Raw genomic sequence first — 1412 nt, forward strand, 5'->3', positions numbered from 1 at the left:
AGCCGACACCCTCATAGAGCGTGTAGATCGCCTCGTTGATCATCGGCAGCAGGATGCGGTTGACGATGAAAGCAGGAAAATCCTCCGAGACCGTGATCGTCTTGTCGAGCTGCTTCACATAGGTCTTGGCTGCCTCGAAGGTCTGGTCCTCGGTGGCGATGCCGCGCACCAGTTCGACCAGCTTCATCAGCGGCACCGGGTTCATGAAATGTATGCCGATGAACCGCTCGGGCCGGTCGGTCTGCGCGGCAAGCCGCGTGATCGAGATCGACGAGGTGTTGGTCGCCAGGATGGCTTCGGGATTGAGCTGCGGACAAAGCTGGGCGTAGATCTTGCGCTTGACCGTCTCGTCCTCGGTCGCCGCCTCGATCACCAGGTCAGCACCCGCAAGATCGGCCATCGCGGGCGCGGCCGAAATGCGGCCCATCGCATCGTTGCGCACCTTCTCGTCGAGCTTGCCGGACCCCACCTGGCGGGCCATGTTGCCGCTGATCGTGGCGATGCCCTTCTCGATGCGGTCGGGCGAGATATCGTAGATCAATACCTTGTAGCCTGAAAGCGCGGAGACATGGGCGATGCCGCCACCCATCTGGCCCGCGCCGATGATGCCGATCGTCTCGATCTTGCTCATTACACCGATCCCGTCCTGAACCCTTCCGCTTGAACTGCGAAAGCGCTCCGCCTTTTATTTTACCGCAATCCCGGACGCAAAACCGCTGCGCACTTTTGCTGGATTGCTTTCAGCCTTTGCGGCCTGCTTTTTGTGCGGTGCAAACTAAAAGGGCGGGGCGACTTCGTCTACCCCACCCTCACCATTTAATACGCTTTGGCAGAAAGCGTCAAAGCGCCTTTTGCAGTTCCGGCAGGATGACGAACAGGTCGCCGACGAGGCCGTAGTCGGCAACCTGGAAAATCGGCGCCTCCTCGTCCTTGTTGATGGCGACGATGACCTTGGAATCCTTCATGCCGGCAAGGTGCTGGATGGCGCCGGAGATGCCGACCGCGATGTAGAGATCGGGGGCAACCACCTTGCCGGTCTGGCCGACCTGCCAATCGTTCGGCGCATAGCCGGCATCGACGGCGGCGCGGGAAGCGCCGACCGCGGCGCCGAGCTTGTCGGCAACCGGCAGGATGACCTCCTGGAATTTCTCCGAGGAGCCCAGCGCGCGGCCGCCCGAGATGATGATCTTGGCCGAGGTCAGCTCCGGACGGTCGGTCTCGGAAAGCTTGTTCTCGATGAAGGTGGAGAGGCCCGGATTCGCCGCGGCCTTAACGGTCTCGACGGCTGCCGAGCCGCCCTCGGGGGCTGCCTGGAAGGAGGCGGTGCGCACGGTGATCACCTTCTTGGCGTCGCTCGACTGCACCGTCTGGATGGCGTTGCCGGCATAGATCGGCCGCTTGAAGGTGTCGGG

At 62.3% G+C, this 1412-nt stretch carries 2 protein-coding genes; both read right to left on the reverse strand.

Annotated features, from left to right (window positions below; genetic code table 11):
* On the reverse strand, positions 1–631 hold a 631-nt coding region (locus EN994_RS31450; protein ID WP_127308151.1), incomplete at its 3' end, for a 3-hydroxyacyl-CoA dehydrogenase NAD-binding domain-containing protein.
* A gap of 208 nt (positions 632–839) precedes the next feature.
* Positions 840–1412, reverse strand: a 573-nt coding sequence (locus EN994_RS31455; RefSeq protein WP_164746413.1) for an electron transfer flavoprotein subunit alpha/FixB family protein, incomplete at its 5' end; no start/stop codon positions are given.

Source organism: Mesorhizobium sp. M7A.F.Ca.CA.002.09.1.1, assembly GCF_003998555.1.
Lineage (GTDB): Bacteria > Pseudomonadota > Alphaproteobacteria > Rhizobiales > Rhizobiaceae > Mesorhizobium > Mesorhizobium ciceri.